The organism is Hymenobacter plasmatis (genome assembly GCF_020711255.1).
Classification (GTDB): Bacteria; Bacteroidota; Bacteroidia; order Cytophagales; family Hymenobacteraceae; genus Hymenobacter.
In genome coordinates this window covers 65,267-83,594 of the sequence record NZ_JAJFAW010000016.1, presented here as the reverse complement: position 1 = coordinate 83,594, position 18,328 = coordinate 65,267, and the positions used below count along the sequence as shown (strand labels likewise).

Sequence of the window (18,328 nt, the reverse complement as noted above, 5' to 3'; positions counted from 1 at the left end):
CGGCCCGGCGATGCCGGCTTACTTCACAATTACCAGCTCAACGCGGCGGTTCAGGCGGCGGGTTTCTTCGCGGTCGTTGGAGAATTTTGGTTTCGAGCCGCCAAAGCCAACCGTGGTAATGCGCTTTTCATCGACGCCGCGGCCCACGAGGTAGCGCTTCACTTCGGCCACCCGGTCTTCGGAAAGCTGCTGGTTTTTATCGGCCGGGCCCACGTTGTCGGTGTGGCCTTCCAGGCGCACTTCCGTGCTTGGGCTGGCTTGCAGGGCAATGGCCAGGCGGTTGAGCTCGCTGTAGGACGAGCCCAGCAAACCGGCCTTTCCCTGCGCGAAAATGATGGAGGGCAGGTCCACTTTGGCGCCTACGGCGGCGGGCAGCAGCAGCAGGTCGCGCCGGGGCGAACCCGTGGCAATCAACGTATCGCCTACGGTGAGGAAGCCACCGCCCATTGCCGAGAGGTAATACTTGCCCGGCAGCAGGGAAATTTGGTAGCCGCCGGTATTGTCGGCCTTGCTGGTGGCATTGAACTGTACCCCAGCGGCATTGGTCAGCAGGTTGGCCTTTACAATGGCGCCCGGCACCGGCTGCTTGGTGCGGGCATCCAGCACGCGCCCGGTCAGGTAAGCGCGGGCCGAGGCTTCGGTAACGGCGGCCACCGGCGCGGCCGGCAGCGAATCGGCGGGCACTGCGCGGCCCGTGCGCCAGATGTCACTGGTCCCGTTTACCGTGGTCGACGACGAGTAATAGGCCGTTTTGCCATCGGGCGTCAGGCTGAAGTAGGCGTTGAAGCCCGGGCCGTTGAGCCCCGGCCCCAGGTTACGGGGCTCGCTCCACTTGCTCCAGCTGTTGTCAAGCCGTTCGCTCACAAAAATATCGGCCGAGCCGTAGCCCATGTGGCCATAGGAGGCAAAATACAGGGTCTTGCCATCGGGCGCCAGCCAGGGGGCAAAGTCAAAGCCGGGCGAGTTGAGCACCGGGCCCAGGGATTGGGGCTCGGTGTAGCCGCCGTTGCCGTCGGGCCGGCTCAGGTACAGGTCGTTGCCGCCTTCGGAGTCGCCGCGCTCCAGCGAGAGCAGCAGTATTTTCTCGTCCTGGCTCACAAAGAAGCCCGTACCGGGCACCGCCGAATAGTAGTTGGCCACCCGTAGCCCCTCCGGCCGGACGCCTTTGCTGGCGCCACTCGTAGCCGCCGCCATGGGCACCTTGCTCAGGCTCTCATCGCGAAAAGCATTTTGGTCGTAGGTGCCGCGTACGTACAGCGTGCGCCCCTCGGGCCCGACGGCGGCCACTACTTCGTTGTTTTGGGGGGTGTTGATGGCGTCGAGGCGGTCGGGCGCGTTCCAGGTCTGGCCTTTGTTGGGGCTCCGGCTCATCCAAGCATCGCCCGAGTCGGTATTGCCCTCGGTGTTGCCAGCAAACTTGGTGCGGGCGAAATACAGCGTGTTGCCGTCGGGGCTCAGCACGGGATGTACTTCGTTGCCGGGCGAGTTTACGGGGCCGGCCAGGGGCTTGGGTGGGCCAAACGGCGAAGGGCCTTCCGCCACGTTGAGCCGGAGCCGAAATAGGCGCCACTGCTGGCTGGCCCGGCCGTTGCCTTTCTGCGCCAGTACCGGCGTCCCGTTGAATTTATCCGAAGAGGCCAGGGCCGCGCACCGCCCTTCGCTCTTGTTTTCAAGCTGGTAGCTGCCAGCCGGACCGGCCGGCACCAGGCGCCACTGCTGCTCGGCGCTGCCCTGAAAAGGGCGCTGCACCAGGGCCATGTTTTCGCCGGCCTTGCTCACGGTGAGGCACTGGTTGCTGTGGCGGGCCTCAATGCGGTAGTAATCACTGCCGGCCCGCAGCGGCACAAAGCGCCACTGCTGGCTGAGCCCGTGCGTAAACTCCCACTGCACGACGGGCGCGCCGCTGGCGGTGCTGGCACTGGCCACGTCGAGGCAGCGCCCACTCCCGCGGTCAATCAGCCCATAGAAAGCCCGCTCATCGGGCACAAAGGCAGTTTGGGCGTGGGCAAAAAAGGGCAACAGCAGGCCCAACAGCAACAATCGAAACATCAGCGGGGGCGGGCAGGAAACGAGCCCGCGTGGGTGAACAACGCAAAAGAACGTCGGGAAAGGTGAACTGTGTATTCCAAGCCGAGAAAGAATACCGGCATGCGCCCACTCCGCAGCCGCATTTTCAGTCCAATTACAGCCCGTATTTGCTGCGGAATTTCTTCTCCAGATAGGTTTGCTTGCTATCCAGCGAGATGCTGCGGCCGTCGATAAAGGCGCGCGACACGGCATTGGTTCGCATGTCCAGCAGGTCGCCCTTGCTCAGCACCAGGGTGGCGCTTTTGCCGGTTTCCAGCGTGCCGTAGTCCTTGTCGATGCCCATCATCTGGGCGGGGCTCAGGGTGACGGCCGTAAGGGCCTGCTCCTTGCTCAGGCCAAACGCGGAGGCGGTACCGGCAATGAAGGCCAGGTTGCGCGAGCCGGCCGTTTCCATGCTGCCCTGGTAATCGAGGCAAAACCGGACGCCCGCGGCCTGGAGCTGCGCAGGCAGCTTGTAGGGCTGGTCGTAGTCGTCGGCGTCGCGGCGGGGCAGCGCATGAATCCGCGAGACGACCACGCTCACATCGTTTTGCTTCAGGAAGTCGAGCACCATCCAGGCATCGCGGGCCCCAACCACGGCTACCTTCTGCGCGCCCATGCGGCGGGCAAACCGCACGGATTCAATAATCTCCTTGCCATAGTCGGCGTGCAGATACAGCGTTTTGGAGCCGTCAAAAAGGCCCGCCAGCGCAGCCAGGCGCAGGTTTTCCGGGCGGCCGGCCGGCGATTGGCGGTAGGCATTGGCTTCGCCGAAGAGTTGCTCCAGCTCGCGTAGCTGGGCTTCGCGCGCTTTCTGGCGCCGGTCGAGGGCCGCGGCGTCTTCGGCGGGGTTAATGCGAAATACCATGGCCGGCCAGGTAAGGTGCTGGCCATCGTCGGCGCGCACCACCGCATCCTGCCAGTTCCAGGCGTCGAGCTGCACCACGCTGCTCTGGCCGGCCAGCAGCCCACCGCGCGGGGTGGGCTGGGCCAGCAGTACGCCATTGGTACGCACAGTGGCCAGAATGTCGGAGTCGGTATTGTAGGCAATGAGGGCCCGCACGTTGGGGTTTAGCACGCCTACTTCCTCCTCGTCCACCGTAGCCCGGATGGATTCCACTTCCGTCAGGCCCAGGGTCGTATTCGGCAGAATCAGCCCCGGATATAGCTGCTGGCCCGTGGCATCGATGGCCTCGTAGCCGGCCTTGTCCTGCGTGAAGCCCGCGGCGGGCCCGGCATAGGTCAACCGGCCTTTGTCGAAGGCGACTGTGGCATTGGGCACCACGGTGCCGTTGCCCACGTGCAGCGTGGCGCCGGTAATGAGCACGGGCTTGGCCTGCGGCGCCGCCGGTGTGGGCACCTGGGCCAGGGCGGCAAGGGGCAGGCAGGCAAATAATAAAGCGGATATACGCATGGGTTCGAAGACTGAATTATTTGGCAAGCTCTTTTTCCTGGCCGATTGTGTCGCAGTGCCAGAGGGTCTGGGCTTTGCTGGACGCCGACTGCGTGGGCGCGCCGCTCTTTTTGGCCAGCAGCATGGCTTGTACAATGCGCTGCCGCTCCTTCTGCATGTCGGCACGCAGGGCGGCGTCGGTGCTGAGGCTGAACATTTCGCGGCCATCCACGAAGGTGTATTCGGGGCGGGCGTAGATGCTGAGGGGGTTATCGGTCCAGAGCACCACGTCGGCGTCCTTGCCTTCCTTGATGGAGCCCATGTGGGCGTCGAGGTGCAGCATTTTGGCCGGATTGATGGTGACCAGGCGCAGGGCTTCTTCCTCAGTCAGGCCGCCATATTTCACGGTTTTGGCGGCCTCCTGGTTGAGGCGGCGGCTCATTTCGGCGTCGTCGGAGTTGATGGCCACGTTCAGGCCGGCCCGCGTCATAATGGCTGCGTTGTACGGAATGGCGTCCCTCACCTCGTTTTTATACGCCCACCAGTCCGAGAATGTGCTGGCGTTGGCGCCGTGGGCTTTCATTTTGTCGGCCACCTTGTAGCCCTCCAAAATATGAGTGAAGGTATTCACCTTGAATCCCATGCGGTCGGCCACGTTCAGCAGCATGTTGATTTCGCTCTGCACGTAGCTGTGGCAGGTAATGAAGCGCTGGCGGTTGAGAATTTCAACCAAGGCTTCCAGCTCCAAATCGCGGCGCGGGGCCTCGGCAGTTTTCTGCTTGCTTTTGCTGAGCTTTTGGTAGCCCGCCAGTTCTTTCTCGTATTCCTTGGCGCGGGTAAAGGCATCCACAAATACCTGCTCGGTGCCCATGCGCGTCTGCGGGAAGCGCAGCACGCTGAGCTCGTTGCGGTTGCTTTGCTTCACGTTTTCGCCCAGGGCAAACTTGATAAAGCCCGGCGCGCCGGCAATTCGCATGTCGTCGGGCGTGGCGCCCCAGCGAAACTTCACCAGCGCCGACTGCCCGCCGATGGGGTTGGCCGAGCCGTGCAGCAACTGTGCCGCTACCACCCCGCCCGCCAGGTCGCGGTAAATGCCCACGTCCTCGTTGTCCACCACGTCGCCCACGCGCACCTCGCTGGTCACGGCCTGGGTGCCTTCGTTCACGCCACCGGCAATGGCGATGTGCGAGTGCTCGTCGATGATGCCCGGCGAAAGATGCTTGCCCGCGCCGTCGATGCTGCGGGCGCCCTTGGGCAGGGCCAGGTTCTTGCCAATTCTGGTGATTTTGCCGTTTTCCAGCAGCACGTCGGTGTTTTCGAGCTTGCCTGCGGCCTCGCTGGTCCACACCGTGGTGTTTTTGATGAGCGTGGCCTGCTGGCTGGGCATGGCTGACCGGCCGTAGGCTGCAAACGGGAATGTAATGTTGCCGAGCACCGGCAGCGGGGTCACCTTGGCCGAGTCGCGCTTGGCTGCGCGGCTGGCTTCTTCCTGGCGCGCGGCGCGCCACTTCACCGGCGTGCCATCGGCCAGCAGGCCATCGCCCTGAAACACGCGGCCCTCCTGAGTATAGAAGCCACTCAGGCGCACGGAACCGGGCGTAATGTTTGGTGCTTGGTTCGGGGCGCTGGCACTTTTATCCGGGCCTCTTTTTCCTTTCACTTTGTCGCTGGGATTGTACACGATGGTGGCCAAGTCGCTGGTCACGTTCACATTGCCGCGGACGGTATCGCCGGCGGTGGGCACAATTCTCAGCTCCGGGGCATCGGGTTTGCCCTGAATAAGCAGGCGGGCCTCGGGTTGCTCTCCAACCTTGAAAGTATACACGCCGCGGAAGTCGGCCGGCACGGTGCTTACTTGGTACCGTTCGCCCTGTACCCAGTTGTCGAGCAGAACGTTATCGTCGGCCAGGAAGCGGGCCGAGCACACGATGAAGTTGGCTTCCATGCCGGGCTTCAGGGCGCCGATGCGGTCCTGGGCGTGCAGCAGGCGGGCGGGCGTTTCGGTGAGGGCGCGCAAGGCGGCGGTTTCACTCAAGCCGTATTTGGCGGCTTTGCGCAGGTTGGGCAGGAATTTCTTTTTGTCCTTGAGGTCGGCCGCGGTGAGGGCAAACGGCACGCCGGCCTGGCTGAGGCGGGCCGCGTTGGCGGGTGCCAGCTCCCAGTGCTTCAGGTCTTCGAGCGGGATGCGCAAGGCATCATACACGTCGTCCACGTTGTAAGCCTCGGGGTAGTTGAGGGGCAGCACGAAGGCGGCCCCGGTGGCTTTCAGGTCGTTAAGCCGTTGGTATTCGTCGCCATTCCCCTTGATAATGTATTGCTGGCCGGCCTCGTCGCCCACACGGTCGGCCCGCAGCGCCGAGAGCTTGTCTGAGACCTGAAATATGGCCGGCAGTGCCTTTTGCTTACTCAGGGCCTGCAGCGACAGGTTCTGCTCGCTGCGGGGGTTGCGCTGGTTCCACTGCGCGTCGAGGTAGGTTTGACGGAGCAGGGCTATGCTGCCCATCAGCGAGCCGGGGTAGTCCTGGGTGCTGCTGCCTTTGTCGAACGACAGGCCCGAGGCGGCTTTTTCCAGCAGCATCACCTCGTGCTCGCGGTGGTTGGTGTTGAGGCTGACCAAGGCCGCCGTGCCGCGCATGATGCCATCGGCCTGCTGCGTCAGCACGGCGCCGAAGCCCAAGGCCCGGTAGGCCGCGGCCTGCTCTTCGTTGATTTTGAACTGCTCGGCTGCGTTCACTTCGGGGTGCACGGCTTGGTTCCAGTTGTAGGCACCGGTTTTTTGGCTGTCGAACTGCGGGGCAGCCCGGCGGCCCTGGCGTTCAGACGGTTTCGTTTCGGGAACGCCGTAGCTGGTGTACACGTCCACGAAACCGGGGTAGATGAACTTGCCGCGCACATCCTGCACCACTGCACCGGCCGGGATTTTCACAGATGCCGCCGGGCCCGCCGCCACCACTTTCCCGTCCCGAATCAGCAGCGTGCCGTCACTGACTCTGGTTTGGTAATCGGTGAACAGCGTGGCGTGGGTAAACGCAAATACTCCGGGCCGCTGGTCGTACACGCCGTTGCGCGGAAACGTGCCGGGCTGCGCCACGGCCGCCGAGCCCGCCAGCGCGAGCAGTGCCATGAGCGGCAAATCCTGATTAAAAATTTTCATTCAAAGAGTATGGTGCTAAACCCGAGTAATTTGCCCGAAACAGCGTTGTTGTTTTTCGCTTTATCGTCAAATGTAGCGCCACCACCCACTGCCCGGCAACGGTCCAGCTCAATTGCTAGTAATAATTAATAAAAGCCACTAATTTTTTCACCCTTCCCCATCCGATTCCTATGCGCAAAGGCACCAAAGTCACCTGGAAATACGGCACCGGCACCGCGACTGGCAAAATTGAATCGGTGCACAAAGAGCCCATTTCGCGCACCATCAAAGGCGCCGAAATACACCGCAACGGCTCCCCTGCCGACCCGGCCCTGGTCATCGTGCAGGAAAACGGCGACCGAGTGCTCAAGCTCAAAAGTGAGGTGAAGGCAGCCAGTTGAGCTGCTTTACATCGATATCGATTGTCGGTCATGTAGCCTATAATGGTGATAATGGTGAGCAATGCTGAAGCATCTCGCCTGCGCCTCTTGTCATGCTGACGAAGGAAGCATCTTATCCCCGCGGAACGAGTCGTGCCGGCCTGATAAGATGCTTCGCTGCGCTCTGCATGACAGACGCTTGGATTACTCTCGTAGTAAAGAGTCTCAGTTTTGCGTTCATCTAGGAACCACTCACAAAGCAAAAAGCCCCATCGGTATAAACCGATGGGGCTTTTTAATGAATTAGCTACCTGAGGCAGCTTACAGGTTTTTGTCGCTGGGCTCAATAAAGGCCGCCTCTTCCATCTCCGTAGGCACTACCACGATGCCTTTTTGGAGCAGCGAGTTTTTACGACCGTAGATGAAGTACACGATAAAGCCGAGCAGCATCCAGCCCAACGCCACTTTCAGGGTGAAGGCATCGAGGGCCACAATCAGCAGCAGGCAGATGAGCGCGCCCAAGATGGGCACCAGCGGGAAGCTGGGCGACGAGAGCGGCGAGCGGAACGGCCGGGGCTGGTCCGGGTCGGAGCGGCGCATAATCCACACGCCCAGGCTCACCAGCACGAAGGCCAGCAGGGTACCGAACGAGGTGAGGTCGCCGGCCAACGAGCCGGGTACGAAGGCTGCGAACAGGCCCACAAACACCATCAGCATGAGGTTGGATTTATAGGGCGTGTTGAAGCGGGGGTGCAGTTCCGAGAAGGCTTTGGGCATGAGACCGTCCTTGGCCATGGAGAAGAACACTCGGCTCTGGCCCATGAGCATCACGAGCATTACCGACGAGAAGCCGAGCAGAATGGCTACCGTGACGGCCGTAGCCAGCCAGCCGTAGCCGGGCATGTGCGCTTTGATGGCGTAGGTCACCGAGGCTTCGCCGCCCAGAGCCGGGTCAGCAAATTCGCGCCAGTTGGCAACGCCGGTCAGCACGTGGCCGAACAGGATGTAGAGAACGGTGCAAATGGCCAGCGAGCCCAGAATGCCGATGGGCATGTCGCGCTTGGGGTTTTTGGCTTCCTGTGCGGCGGTGCTCACAGCATCAAAACCGATGAAGGCGAAGAACACGATGGCAGCACCACCCAGGATGCCTCCGAAACCGTGCTTGTTCCACTCGGTGTAGCTGCGTACCACGTCGCCAGCGGCGTTTTTCACCGGCTCGGCGTTCTCAGGAATCAGGTAAGGCGTGTGGTTGGCGGGGTTAATAAACTGCCAGCCCACGGCGATAAACACCAGTACGATAACCACTTTCAGCACCACCACTACGGCGTTGAACATGGCCGACTCCTGCGTGCCTTTTACCAGCAGCAGGCTCAGCGCCACAATCACCAGCAGGGCCGGCAGGTTGATGAGGCCGTGCTCGGTTACGCCGTTCACCACGGCGCTTTCGAAGGGCGAGTGGCTCAGGTTGTACGGTATACTCATCCCAAACACCTGCAAGAGCTTGTTCAGGTATTCGCTCCAGGCAATGCTCACGGTAGCCGCACCCAGCGCGTATTCCATGATGAGGGCCCAGCCAATTACCCAGGCCACAAACTCGCCCATGGTGGTGTAGGCGTAGGTATAGGCCGAGCCGGCAATGGGAATCATGGCCGCAAACTCGGCATAGCACAGGCCCGCAAACACGCAGCCAATGGCGGCCACGATGAATGCCAGCGTAACGCCCGGGCCCGAAGCCTGAGCTGCGGCGGCAGCCGTGCGCACAAACAGGCCTGCCCCGATGATGGCGCCCACGCCCAGCGCCACGAGGTTGCCCGCGCCCAGCGTCCGCTTCAGGGTGCCGTGCCCGGTGGAATTGGCCTCGCCCAGAAGCACGGCCAGGGGTTTTTTGGCGAAAATACTTGCCATGTTTTAAGTATGAAGAAGGAAGAAGTGTGAAATAAAAAGCCTTTTAAACGGAACCGTCGAGCCCATTCGCAATGAAAATATTGGAAAGCGACACTGACAGGCCCGAAATATAGGCAGCAAATTCGCTCCGTCCCGGTTTTCGCCCTTTTGAGGCGATGGCGAACCGGAAGCTTTTGCTCAAAATGAGCCGCTTAAACCCGACACGGATTGGGCTATCAAAGCCCGTGTATCAATAGCTCGTTTGCCTTCCCTATGTTGAAGCAGTGCCCGCGCTTTCGCCGGCATAGGCATTGCTCCTGTATCAAGTTTAGCTCAGAAACCAGCCGAAACTGGCACCAGCCAAAGCAGTAAGCTGGAGGTTGAGCTACCAGATGAGAGCCGCTGACCAGCACCCCTCCTACTGCTTCAAAGGATTATTTTATCGGTTCTGTCCGGAAAAAGCACCTGCTTATCGATTGCTTCAGACGCTCATCCTGGCTCAACTATTCCTGGCATACCCCTTGCAAATACTCTGGCAAGGCACATGTATAAAATCAAGCATAGCAGCCTCTCCTACCGCAATAAGCCCTTCTTAATCTTCAATTTAAATCATGAAAAAGACCCTGATTCTGCTGGCCGCCCTGGCCCTGACCACCGCCGGCACCAGCATTGCCCAAACTGCTCCCGCCACCGGCACCATGCATGCCCGCAAGCATGCCCCCAAAGACCCCGCCAAGATGGCCGACCACAAAGCCGGCAAAATGGCTAAGGAGCTTGGCCTCACTGCCGACCAGGAAGCCAAGGTAGAGCAACTGCTGCTGGCTCGCCAGCAAGAAACCACCGCCCTCAAAGCGAAGTACGGCACCGACCGCAAAGCCGGCCGCACTGAAATGAAAGCCGCCCACGACCGCTACGAGGCTCAGCTCAAAACCATCCTCACGCCTGCGCAATATGCCAAAATGGATAAGTTGAAAGCCGAGCATCACGGCCACGGCAAGATGCAGGGTGGCGGCAAAATGAAAATGAAGGCCAAAGCCTAATTCACTTGCCCGTCTAAACGCAAAAGGCCCCGACCAATTCTGGTCGGGGCCTTTTGCGTTTAGACGGGGGATTATTGTTTGACCAAGGTAAACCAAGTGCTTGCAGCCTTCCCGGTTGCGTCCAGATTACTGCTTCACAAACTTCAGCGCGTGGGCCCAGCCGCCGGTTTTCATGCCATAGTGTACCCACAGCAGCACCAGTGGTTCCAGGAAGCGCGCCGATTCAATGCCCCCGAAATCAGTAATATTCTTCCAGCCAAAGGATTTCAGCAGGTCAGTCACTTGCTGTCTGGCCGCGGCGTCGTTGCCGGCGATGAACATATCCAGGTCGCTGCCCGTCGAAGTCGGGTCCACCATTTGGGCGGCGCTCACGATGTTGAGGGCCTTCACCACGTGGGCTTGGGGAGCGGCACGCTGCACCATTTCAGCCAGCGAATCGGTGTGGCCGACGAACAGCTTCGGCGGCATGCCCTGGCTCACGTCGAGCGGGTTGGTGAGGTCGATAACCGTTTTGCCGGCTAAGCGGTCAGGGCCGGTCAGCGCGATGGCATCAAGCGTGCCGGTGCCCAGCGTGGCCAGAATCAGTAGTTCCCCAAAATCGGCGGCTTCGGCAAAGGTGCCATGGCTAGCTGTGGGGCCGGCTTGGGCGGCCCAGGCGGTGGCCTTTTCATTGCCGGTGGTGCGCGAGCCCAGCTTCACGGCGTGGCCCAGCGAAACGAGTTTGGTACCCAGCGTTTGCGCAACGCCACCGGTACCGAGAATGCCAATATTCATTAAATCAGGTTTTTGAGTTGGAAATTGGGTTTTAGAAATCAATAGTTGCTTGTACAAGCATTGTTTTTTAGACAAAAAAAATCACTCCATGAGGGCGCGGGCAGCGCGGTATGAGTCCTGCGTGAGGCGGCGGGCCTCTTCCACCCCGATTAGCTGGCTGTATTTGCCGAACATGGTCGTCCAGGCGGCTTGTAGCTGCGGCTGCAGGGCCAGGCTTTTATCGGTGGGCTGTACTTGGGTGGTGCGGCCAGTGGCTTCGCGGCGCAGGTATCCCTGCTGCTCCATTTTCTCTACCAGGCGGGTCACGGTGCTGGCCGTGAGCTCCATGATGGCGGCAATGTCTTTGGGCTGAATGCCGGGCTGGCGGTTCACGGTGAGCAGTAAAAAGGCGTGGCTTGGCCCCAGCCCAATGGGCCGGAAGGCCTCCTCAGCCAGGCCAGTCAGCAACCGGGCCAGGGCATTGGCTGAGAAAAACAGGCAGCCTTTGTAAGGCGATTCGGGCTTGGGAGTGGCCACAATCAGCGGGGTTGAAATGATGATGCAAAGGTAAAGAACTAATTATTGCATGTACAAGCATCATTCTAAATAATTAATCAACATATCTTATAATCAATTAATTATCAGCACTCAAATCCAGGCCTAAAGGCTCTTCTATGAACTTCCGAAACAGCATTCCCGATTTGGTTACCACCGCCAGACTAGTATATTTGGACTAACCACCTGGTTTGAACCACACGAAATTTCCCCATGCCTCCCCTCCCCAGTAGCACGGCCTCGGCCGTGCAAATTCAGCAGTTTTACGACAAGGGCCTGGCCCACGCCAGCTACGCCGTGCGGTGCGGCCGTCAGGTTGCCGTCATCGACCCGGGCCGCGACCCTCAACCCTACTACGATTTTGCCGACGAGCACGAGGCCAACATCATCGCCGTAATTGAGACGCACCCGCACGCCGATTTTGTGTCGTCGCACCTGGAAATTGCGGAAGAAACCGAGGCCACCATCTACTGCAGCAAATTGCTGGGCGCCAAGTACCCCCATAAAGCCTTCGACGATGGCGACCGGATTAAGCTGGGCAATGTGGAGCTGCACGCCATCAATACCCCCGGCCACTCGCCCGACAGCATCAGCATTCTGCTCCTGGACGAGTTGGCCCAAAGCCGCGCCGTCTTTACCGGCGATACCCTCTTTGTGGGCGACGTGGGCCGGCCCGATTTGCGCGAGGAGGAAGCCTTTGGCGGCCACAAGCGCGAGGAGCTTGCGGCCCAGCTCTATCGCAGCACCCGCAACAAGCTCATGACCCTGCCCGGCTCCACCCGCGTGTACCCCGCGCACGGCCCCGGCTCACTCTGCGGCAAAACCACCAGCCCCGACCTCGACAGCACCATTGCCAAAGAGCTTAAGACCAACTACGCCCTGCAGCCCATGTCGCAGGACGAGTTTATCAAAGTGCTGCTCGAAGACCAGCCCTTTGTGCCCAAGTACTTCGGGCACGATGTGAAGCTCAACAAGCAAGGCGCCCCCAGCTTCGAAGACAGCATCCGGGCAGTGCCCACCCTTAGCAGCGCCGCCGTCCTGGAGCCGGACATCCTCCTAATTGATACCCGGCCGGCGGCTAAGTTCCGGGCGGGGCACCTGCCGGGTGCCATCAACCTGCAGGATGGCGGCAAATTCGAAACCTGGCTGGGCTCCATCGTGGGGCCCAAAGAGCCCTTCTACCTGCTCGCCGACTCACAGATTGCGCTGGATACCGTAGTCCGGAAATCTGCGAAGATTGGCTACGAAGCCAGCATCAAGGGTGCCCTCCTGGCCCCGCTCTCGCTACCGGCCACCTCGCCCGAAGTCGATGTAGCCCAAGTGCGCGAGCACCCCGAAGCCTTCACCATCGTCGACATCCGCAACGCGGCTGAGGCCAAGGTGCCGGTGTTTGAGAATGCCCTGCACATCCCGCTGCCCGAGCTGCGCGAGCGGGCCCTCGAAGTGCCCACCGACAAGCCCGTGCTGGTGCATTGCGCCGGCGGTTACCGCTCCGCAGCGGGTGCCAGCATCCTGCAGCAGGCGTTGCACGGCGTGGAAGTGCTGGACCTAGGCGATGCTATCACGGAGTTTCAGAAGCAGGCGGTGCATTAGCCTCTCGTGGCGCAAACTCAGTAGTAGCAAGTGGTTCGGTTTGAAATCCTTGCCACTAATTCCCCGCTAGTAACAGCGGCAATAAAGATGTTGTGTGACGGGCAAAATTTTTATAAATTTAATTTTAACAATTAAAATTATAAAAATGGAAACGGATACGACTGTAAAGACAAACAAAGAGATGGCTCAGGCAGTCTTTGACTATTTCGGCCAGGGTAATGTTCCCGCTATTCTCGACCTAGTTACCGATGATATTAAATGGACCTGTCCCGGGCCCACCGAGATACTGCCTTATGCACAAGTCTACAACGGCAAAAAAGGGGTAGAAGAATTTTTCAGGCTGATTTATGCAAACAAGGATTTCCCCAAATTCGAGGTTAAAGAACTTATCGGAGAGGGCAATAAGGTAGTTGCCCTTGGGCACTGGGATGCAAAATCGAAGAAAACAGGGAACCCTTATTCGGGAGACTGGGCCATGGTATTTTATTTCAGAGATGGGAAATTATATGAGCACAGAGAATATTATGACTCCTATGGGGAAGCAATGGCTTCCAAAGGATAAAACTGCTTGACAGATTTTAGCTATGGCCCAGCGGCCGAAATTCAAGGGATTCAAAAGCCAACTTTCTATTTTCCCTTGCCATTGATAGCAAAGCAACTCACCTCCTGACCGGCGATAAGGACCTCCTAATACTGGGTAGGCAGAACAAAACCCGGATTCTGACAATTGCCGAATACCTTACTGCTTGACTGGTATTATGCTAAACCGCAATAGGCCTCGGCATCCCCCGCCGGGGCTTTTTGCATTTCTTGCCGCATGGGTATCTTTGAGATTATCTCTACCCTATGCGCGTCCTCCACACCGCCGACTGGCACCTCGGCCAGCGTTTCATTAGCGGCCACGAGCGCACCGACGAGCACCGCCACTTCCTGCACTGGCTGGTGGCCACGGTGCGCGAGCACGCCGTGGAAATCCTGGTGATTGCCGGCGACGTTTTCGATAGCGGCTCGCCCTCCAACCAGGCGCTGGAGCTGTACTACGACTTCCTGCTGCAAATGCAGTCCACCGAGTGCCGCGATATTGTGGTGGTGGGCGGCAACCACGACTCGCCGGCTACCCTCAATGCCCCGGCCCGGCTGCTGCGCCACCTGCGGGTGCACGTGGTGGGCTGCGTGCCCGATTGCTTCGAGGACCAAGTATTGATTTTGAATAATGCTGCCGGGCAGCCCGGGCTGGTGGTGTGCGCCGTGCCCTTCCTGCGCGACCGCGACGTGCGCCTGTCGGTGCCCGGCGAAACGGCCGAGGAGCGCGAAGCCCGCCTCAAGCAAGGTATTGCCGACCACTACGCCCGCGTCGCCGAAGTGGAGCACGTGTGGCAGCTGAAAGCCGATGGCCTGCCCGTGCTGGCCACTGGCCACCTCTACGCCGCCGGCGCGGCGCCATCAGACTCCGAGCGCACCATTCACGTGGGCAACCTGGGCCAGGTCACGGCCGAGCATTTCCCGGAAATATTCGATTACGTGGCCCTGGGGCACTTGCACCGGCCCCAGCGCGTGGGCGGGCGCGAGCACATTCGCTACTCGGGGTCGCCGATTGCGCTGTCGTTTTCAGAAATAGACCACGGCAAAGAAGTGCTGCTGCTGGATTTTGCCGGCGGCAAGCTGGCTACGCTCACGGCCCTGCCCGTGCCGGGCACGCGCCGGCTGCTGCGTTTTCATGGGGAACTGGACGAGGTGCTGGGCCTGCTCGTGGCCTACGACAACACCGGCTACCTGCTGCCCGCCTGGGTCGACGTGGAAGTACGCTCCGAGCTCACGCAGCTGGAAGTAGCCGAAGCGCTGCTTAAAGTGATTCAGGACCTAGACCGCAAGCAGGTGGAAGTGCTGGCCCGCCGCCACCTGCGCCTGGTGAAGCTGCGGCCCCTGGGCGAAGCTGTCGGCGACGAGGCCCCGCTCACGCCCAGCCTACACGATTTTACCGAGCGCCAGGTATTTGCGCAGCGCTTGGAAAGCGAGCCGGAAGCCGGCCGGGCCGAGTTGCTGGCCGCATTTGATGAACTATTGGAAGGGATGCCCCACGCATGAAGATTCTCCGCGTCCGTTTCTTTAACCTGAACTCCCTGCGCGGTGAGCACGAGGTAGACTTCGGCAATAGCCCCTTGTCCGATGCGGGGCTGTTTGCCATTACCGGGCCCACGGGGGCGGGCAAAACCACCATTCTCGACGCCATCACGCTGGCCCTCTACGGGCAGGTGCCGCGCCACGACGGCAGCGGCCCCGAACACGTGATGAGCCACGGTACGGGCGAGAGTTGGGCCGAAGTTGAGTTCCAGGCCAGTGGCGGGGTGTACCGGGCCAAGTGGGGCCAGCACCGCGCCCGCCGCCGGGCCGACGGCCCGCTGCAGGACTCTAAAATGGAGCTGAGCGAGCAGAAAATAGTGGACGGCGAGGAAACCTGGCCCTTTCTGGAAACCTACAAGTCGCGGGTGCCAGCCAAGGTGGCCGAGCTTAGTGGGCTGGAATACCGGCAGTTTCTGCGCTCGGTGCTCCTGGCTCAGGGCGAGTTTACCAAGTTCCTGAAATCGACCGCCGGCGAGCGGGCCCAGCTGCTGGAAAAGCTGACGGACACGCGTAAATACTCCGACATTTCCCGGGCAGCCTACGAGCGCGCCAAGCAGGAAACCCAACGGGTAGAAACCCTGCGCGCCGGCCTGGCCGGCGTAGCCCTGCTAAGCCCCGAAGAAGTAGCAGAGCTGGAAGCCGACGTACAGGAGCTAACCCAGCACGTGCAGCGCGCCACCGCCGAGCAGCAGCGCCTGACCGAAGCCCAAACCTGGCGCCGCCGCCTCGAAGAGCTGGCCGGGCAGCAGCAGCGCAGCCAGTCGCGCCTGCACCAGCTCACGGCCCAGGCCGAAACCCTCACGCCGGTGCGCCAGCGCGTGGCCCGGCACGAGCAGGCCCTCCCCTTCCAAACGCCGTGGGCCCTGCTGCAAAAAACCGACGAGCAGCTGCGGCACCTCACCCGCGAGGCCGAGCAGCTGCGCCAGCAGCTGCCCCAACTGCAGGCTCAGGTGACCGCCGCCCGCCAGGCCCGCGCTACCGCCGCCGAAGCGCGAGAAACCGCCGCCGCGACCCGCCGCGACCAGGAACCCCGTCTCCGCGAAGCCGAAAAGCTGGATTTGCAGGTTCAGGAAGCTGATAAGCGCCTACGGGAGCATCGCCAGGAATATGAGCTTAAAAACGAGCGGTGCAAACAGCTCAAAGCGGCTACCGAGGCAGCTAGCGCCCGGCTGCGCGAGCTGCGGCAGCAGCTCCACTCCGTGCAGGAATGGCTTACTAAGAACCTGCATCTCACCGAGCTCGGCGAAGCCCTCCCCGCCCTCACGGGCAGCCTTCAGGACTGGGACCACCTGCGGGCGGAACTGGGCCGGCTGCTGCAAGCCGAACGCACGCTGCAGCTGCGCCTCACTGCTGCCATTGCAGCCGGCACCCAGGGCCGCGCTGAAGCTGCCACCGCCACCGAGCAACTGAGCGCCGTGCGCGAGCAGCAGCAAACCGCCACCGCCCAACGCGACCAGTGGCTCACGCGCCTGCAGCACCACGAAACAACCCTCCGCCAGCAGCACGCCGACCAGGAATGGGCCCAGAACGACCTACGGCGCCTTATTCAGGCTCACCACCTGATTCTAACGCACGAAGAAGCCCGCGAGCATCTCACGGCGGGTGAGCCCTGCCCATTGTGCGGGGCTACCGAGCACCCGTACGCTGCCGGTGAATTGGGCGTGAATGCCGAATCGGTACGCGCCGACCGGGAGCGTGAGGAAGAATTGGGCAAGCGCGTCCGTGCCCTCAACGCCCGGCTCAACCGCGTGCAGGCCCTGACCGGCATGCTCGAAAACAACGGTGGTCTGGCGCAGCCTGGCCCCGGCACACCGGCCCCGCTCGCCGAGGCCGAGGAAGCCGATGCTTTTGCGCAGGTGCGGGCGCTGGGACCGCTGCTGCGGGAGCTGGAACAGCATCGGCAGGCCCTGGAGCTTGTGCTTTCCAAGGCCGAAAGCCGCGTTCAGCAAGCCACTGACCAGCACCTGGAACTGACCACCGAAATGACGCAGGTAAGCGCCGACCTGGCCGATGCCCGGGAGCGCGAGCCCCTGGTGCGGGAGCAGCTGGCGAGCCTGAGCAGCAGCTTTGGCCTGACCTTCTCCGGCGAAAACGGGCCTGAGCTGATTGACCGGCTCAAAGGGCTGGGCACAGAATTCCAGAACAAGCAGAAGGCCCAGACCGAGGCCGAAAAAGAGCTGGCGGCGGCCGAAGTAGGTTTGGCGAAGGACGAGCAGGACAAAGCCGAGGTGGACGCCTGGTTGCGCACCCGCAAGGCCGAGCTGCTGGCCGAACACGAAGCCATTAAGACCCAAAAGGAGCAGCGTCAGCAGCTCTTTGCTGGCCCCGATGTAGCAGCGGCCCGCGAGCAGCTGGAAGCCGCAGCTCAACGAGCTGACAAACAGCTAACCGAAGCCGACCAGCAGCTCCAGAAGCACGAAACCGACCTGACTACCGCCGAAAACCAGCTGCGCCAGCGCGAGCAGGACGCCGCCCGGCAGCAACTGGAGCGCGCCACCCAGCACGCGGCCTTGGTGGCTAGCCTCGAAACTGCCGGCCTGGTGCCCGACCCCTCGGCCCTGGCCGCCCTGCTCCTGCCCGATGCCGAGGTGCGCCGCCTAGCCGGCCAGCTCCAGCAGCACGAGCAGGACCTGGCCATCACCCAGCAAACCCTGACCGACCTGGCCGGCCAGCTTCACAGTGAGCAAGCCCGCGCCCTTACCCCCGACCCGGCCGAAACCATAGCCGGCCTGCTGCAGGCCAACCGCGAGCAGCTGGCCGCCATCCATCAGCAGCTGGGGCAGCGGCAGGAGCGCCTCAGTAGCCACCGCACCGGCCTGGAACGCCACGCCGCACTGGCCGCGGAGCTCGAAAAGCAGCAGCAGGAAGCCCGGCGCTGGCGCGGCCTGGCCGAGGTCATCGGCTCGGCCGACGGCAAGAAATTCAGCGAGTTTGCCCAGGGCCTCACCCTGGCCCGCCTGGTGGACCTGGCCAACCGCCACCTCACCCGCCTCACTGACCGCTACCACATCCTGCGCAACCCTGAGGAGCACCTCGACCTGCTGATTCTGGACGAGTACCAGGCCGGCAGCACCCGTTCCATGAACTCTCTTTCGGGAGGCGAAAGCTTCCTGGTGAGCCTGGCCCTGGCCCTTGGCCTAAGTGAGTTGGCCGGCCGCAAGACTCAGATTGACACGCTGTTCATTGATGAAGGCTTCGGCACTCTGGACCCCGATGCGCTCGACGTAGCCCTCACGGCATTGGAGATGCTGCAAGGCACGGGCAAAACAATCGGCATCATCTCCCACGTCGAGGCCCTGAAGGAACGGGTGAGCACCCAAATCAACGTGCGCAAGGGTGCAGGCGGCATCAGCTCAATTCGGGTAATTGGGCTGTAGGGCTTCGTTTATAGATACTTAAACCCTTACGT

General features: G+C 61.4%; 12 protein-coding genes. 6 read left to right on the top strand and 6 right to left on the bottom strand.

Annotated features, from left to right (window positions below; genetic code table 11):
* Positions 1–18: 18 nt before the first annotated feature.
* From LJ738_RS12875 to LJ738_RS12865, 3 genes are all read right to left on the bottom strand, one after another.
* Positions 19–2,049: an RICIN domain-containing protein gene (locus LJ738_RS12875; RefSeq protein ID WP_227786728.1), complete on the bottom strand. Its 2,031-nt coding sequence runs from the start codon at positions 2,047–2,049 to the stop codon at positions 19–21.
* A 133-nt stretch (positions 2,050–2,182) separates the two neighbouring features.
* Entirely contained in the window at positions 2,183–3,481 is a 1,299-nt protein-coding gene (locus LJ738_RS12870; RefSeq protein WP_227786726.1) for an amidohydrolase family protein, read from the bottom strand.
* 16 nt (positions 3,482–3,497) lie between these two features.
* Complete coding sequence (locus LJ738_RS12865; RefSeq protein ID WP_227786725.1) at positions 3,498–6,614, bottom strand: amidohydrolase family protein; 3,117 nt, start codon at positions 6,612–6,614, stop codon at positions 3,498–3,500.
* A gap of 170 nt (positions 6,615–6,784) precedes the next feature.
* On the opposite strand from LJ738_RS12865, the gene LJ738_RS12860 reads away from it, so the two are divergent.
* Entirely contained in the window at positions 6,785–6,994 is a 210-nt protein-coding gene (locus LJ738_RS12860) for a hypervirulence associated TUDOR domain-containing protein (RefSeq protein WP_227786723.1), read from the top strand.
* 300 nt (positions 6,995–7,294) lie between these two features.
* Here the strand turns inward: LJ738_RS12860 and LJ738_RS12855 are convergent, their stop codons facing one another.
* Positions 7,295–8,878: an amino acid permease gene (locus LJ738_RS12855; protein WP_227786721.1), complete on the bottom strand. Its 1,584-nt coding sequence runs from the start codon at positions 8,876–8,878 to the stop codon at positions 7,295–7,297.
* A 590-nt stretch (positions 8,879–9,468) separates the two neighbouring features.
* On the opposite strand from LJ738_RS12855, the gene LJ738_RS12850 reads away from it, so the two are divergent.
* Positions 9,469–9,897 carry a DUF4890 domain-containing protein gene (locus LJ738_RS12850; RefSeq protein ID WP_227786720.1) on the top strand — a complete coding sequence of 143 codons (429 nt, stop codon included), beginning with the start codon at positions 9,469–9,471 and terminating at the stop codon, positions 9,895–9,897.
* Positions 9,898–10,023: 126 nt separating this feature from the next.
* On the opposite strand, the gene LJ738_RS12845 is transcribed toward LJ738_RS12850, so the two are convergent.
* Together LJ738_RS12845 and LJ738_RS12840 are read right to left on the bottom strand one after the other, a co-directional pair.
* Positions 10,024–10,671, bottom strand: coding sequence for an NADPH-dependent F420 reductase (locus LJ738_RS12845; protein ID WP_227786718.1), 648 nt, complete (start codon positions 10,669–10,671; stop codon positions 10,024–10,026).
* An 81-nt stretch (positions 10,672–10,752) separates the two neighbouring features.
* Positions 10,753–11,187 carry a MarR family winged helix-turn-helix transcriptional regulator gene (locus LJ738_RS12840; protein WP_227786716.1) on the bottom strand — a complete coding sequence of 145 codons (435 nt, stop codon included), beginning with the start codon at positions 11,185–11,187 and terminating at the stop codon, positions 10,753–10,755.
* A gap of 231 nt (positions 11,188–11,418) precedes the next feature.
* Between LJ738_RS12840 and LJ738_RS12835 the strand changes: the two genes are divergently transcribed.
* The 4 genes from LJ738_RS12835 (at position 11,419) to LJ738_RS12820 (ending at position 18,296) form a co-directional block, all read left to right on the top strand.
* Entirely contained in the window at positions 11,419–12,798 is a 1,380-nt protein-coding gene (locus LJ738_RS12835) for an MBL fold metallo-hydrolase (protein WP_227786715.1), read from the top strand.
* 94 nt (positions 12,799–12,892) lie between these two features.
* Positions 12,893–13,360: a nuclear transport factor 2 family protein gene (locus LJ738_RS12830; RefSeq protein WP_227786712.1), complete on the top strand. Its 468-nt coding sequence runs from the start codon at positions 12,893–12,895 to the stop codon at positions 13,358–13,360.
* Positions 13,361–13,644: 284 nt separating this feature from the next.
* Entirely contained in the window at positions 13,645–14,883 is a 1,239-nt protein-coding gene (gene sbcD, locus LJ738_RS12825; RefSeq protein WP_227786710.1) for an exonuclease subunit SbcD, read from the top strand.
* Positions 14,880–18,296, top strand: a complete 3,417-nt coding sequence (locus LJ738_RS12820; protein WP_227786709.1) for an AAA family ATPase — start codon at positions 14,880–14,882, stop codon at positions 18,294–18,296. The genes sbcD and LJ738_RS12820 overlap by 4 nt, the downstream gene beginning before the upstream one ends.
* Positions 18,297–18,328: the final 32 nt, after the last annotated feature.

What these genes read in the sequence shown, in the direction of transcription:
- sbcD (WP_227786710.1), top strand. Translation starts at nt 13,645, where the DNA reads ATGCGCGTCCTCCACACCGCCGACTGGCACCTCGGCCAGCGTTTCATT.
- LJ738_RS12875 (WP_227786728.1), bottom strand. Translation starts at nt 2,049, where the DNA reads ATGTTTCGATTGTTGCTGTTGGGCCTGCTGTTGCCCTTTTTTGCCCAC.
- LJ738_RS12865 (WP_227786725.1), bottom strand. Translation starts at nt 6,614, where the DNA reads ATGAAAATTTTTAATCAGGATTTGCCGCTCATGGCACTGCTCGCGCTG.
- LJ738_RS12845 (WP_227786718.1), bottom strand. Translation starts at nt 10,671, where the DNA reads ATGAATATTGGCATTCTCGGTACCGGTGGCGTTGCGCAAACGCTGGGT.
- LJ738_RS12855 (WP_227786721.1), bottom strand. Translation starts at nt 8,878, where the DNA reads ATGGCAAGTATTTTCGCCAAAAAACCCCTGGCCGTGCTTCTGGGCGAG.
- LJ738_RS12850 (WP_227786720.1), top strand. Translation starts at nt 9,469, where the DNA reads ATGAAAAAGACCCTGATTCTGCTGGCCGCCCTGGCCCTGACCACCGCC.
- LJ738_RS12870 (WP_227786726.1), bottom strand. Translation starts at nt 3,481, where the DNA reads ATGCGTATATCCGCTTTATTATTTGCCTGCCTGCCCCTTGCCGCCCTG.
- LJ738_RS12820 (WP_227786709.1), top strand. Translation starts at nt 14,880, where the DNA reads ATGAAGATTCTCCGCGTCCGTTTCTTTAACCTGAACTCCCTGCGCGGT.
- LJ738_RS12860 (WP_227786723.1), top strand. Translation starts at nt 6,785, where the DNA reads ATGCGCAAAGGCACCAAAGTCACCTGGAAATACGGCACCGGCACCGCG.
- LJ738_RS12835 (WP_227786715.1), top strand. Translation starts at nt 11,419, where the DNA reads ATGCCTCCCCTCCCCAGTAGCACGGCCTCGGCCGTGCAAATTCAGCAG.